We start from the raw sequence: 1,985 nt of genomic DNA on the forward strand, positions 1-1,985 counted from the left end.
ACCTGGCGCGGCGCGGCCACCTCGTCCGGGTGCTGGAGCGGCGCGGCGACCCGCGCACGCCCGGCGTCCGCGAGCAGGGCCGCTCGATCAACCTGGGCCTGTCGCAGCGCGGCATCGTGGCGCTGCGGGAGGTCGGCCTGCTGGAGCGGCTGGCGCCGCTCACCGTGCCGATGCGCGGTCGCGTCGTGCACCTGCCCGACGGGCTGCGGTTCCAGCCCTACGGCCTGGCCGAGGACCAGATCCTGCACTCGGTGCTGCGGCACGACCTCAACGTGGCGCTGGTCGACGAGGCCGAGCGGCTCGGCGTGGAGTTCTGCTGGGGCCACCGGGTCACCGCCGTGGACCGGGCCAAGCCCGCGGTCACCGCCGCCGGCCCGGACGGCGAGGAGGTGCACACCGCGGACCTGGTGGTCGGCGCGGACGGCGCGTTCTCCGCCGTCCGCGCCCAGCTGGGCCGCGGCCTGCGGGTGGACCTGCACCAGGAGTTCCTGGAGTGGGGCTACAAGGAGCTGCTGATCCCGGTCGGCGACGACGGGCGGCCGCGCACCGAGCTGCGCGCGCTGCACGTGTGGCCCGGCGACGACGGCCTGATCGTGGCGCACCCCAACGCGGACGGCTCGCTGACCGCGACGGTGTTCCTGCCGTTCGCCGGTGAGCACGGGTTCGCCGGGCTCACCGAGCCGGGGAGGGTGCGGGAGTTCTTCGCCCGCCGCTTCCCCGACACGCTCACCCTGATCCCCGACGTGGTGGAGCAGTTCCTCGACCACGAGGCGGCGAGCCTGGTCACGGTGCGCACCGCGCCGTGGCACACCGCCACCGACGAGGGCCGCGGCGTGGTGCTGATCGGGGACGCGGCGCACGCGGTGTACCCGTTCTTCGGGCAGGGCATGAACGCCGCGTTCGAGGACTGCTCGGTGCTCGACCGGTGCCTGGCCGAGCACCCGAACGACCTGCCGGGCGCGCTGGCCGCGTTCGAGGCGGCCCGCAGGCCGCACACCGACGTGCTCGCGGAGCTGTCCAAGCGCAACTTCGTCGAGCTGCGCGACAAGCTGCGCTCCCCGCTGTTCCTGGTCCGCAAGAAGGTGGACCTGGCGCTGCACCGGCTGTTCCCCGACGCGTGGGTGCCGCTCTACACGCTCATCGCGCACACCACCGTCCCCTACGGCGAGGCGCTGGACCGCGCGCGACGGCAGGACCGCCTGCTCGGCGGGGCCGCCGCCGCGCTCACCGGCGCGGCGCTGGCGGGGCTGATCCGACGTACCCGCGGCAGGAGGCGGGCGAGCTGATGCTGATCCACCCGACGCACCAGGCCCACCCCCTGGTGGAGCCGGCGGACTTCGCCGCGCCGACCCTGCCCCTGGAGGTCGCGGCGCACGAGGCGCGGCTGCGCACCGTGTTCCGCTGGGCGAACGACTACCTGTGCGGCCCGCACCCCGACCTGGGCAGGCGGGGCGCGGTGTGCCCGTTCACCGACACCTCGCTCCAGCGGGGCCTGTTCTACCTGTCGGTGCACGCGGGCACGCCCCGCCACCCCGACGAGCTGGCCGCGCTGCTGCTGCACTACCGCGACTGGTTCACCGACCTGGAGCCCAGGACGGGGCCCGCCGCCCAGTTCAAGACGATCCTGGTGCTGTTCCCGGACCTGACCGAGTTCGACGTGGTCGACCAGGCCCAGCAGGCGCTCAAGCCCGACTACACCCGGGACGGGCTGATGCTGGGCGAGTTCCACCCCGGCCCGCCGGAGAAGGCGGGCCTGTGGAACCCGGCGTTCCGGCCGCTGCACAGCCCGGTGCCGCTGCTGGCGATCCGGCACATGGTGCCGACCGACTTCCCGTTCCTGCGCGACGACGACAGCACCGTCGCCGCCTACCTCCAGCGGTTCGGCGACCGCGTGCCGGCGCACCTGCGCGAGCACGTGCGCGCCGCGGCCGCCCGACTCACCACCTCCGGGAGCTGACATGACGACCGATCCCGGGGCGTCGGCC

At 74.7% G+C, this 1,985-nt stretch carries 2 protein-coding genes; both read left to right on the forward strand.

The genetic code is table 11. The features are described 5' to 3' along the window. A partial coding sequence (locus ACFV4N_RS43245) for an FAD-dependent oxidoreductase (protein ID WP_499678508.1) occupies positions 1 to 1,286 on the forward strand: 1,286 nt, incomplete at its 5' end. Beyond that, on the forward strand, positions 1,286 to 1,957 hold the full coding sequence (locus ACFV4N_RS43250) for a DUF6875 domain-containing protein (RefSeq protein WP_499678509.1): 672 nt from the start codon (positions 1,286 to 1,288) through the stop codon (positions 1,955 to 1,957). The genes ACFV4N_RS43245 and ACFV4N_RS43250, both read left to right, overlap by 1 nt. The last annotated feature ends 28 nt before the right edge of the window (positions 1,958 to 1,985 follow it).

Source organism: Actinosynnema sp. NPDC059797, from assembly GCF_042732085.1.
Lineage (GTDB): Bacteria > Actinomycetota > Actinomycetes > Mycobacteriales > Pseudonocardiaceae > Actinosynnema.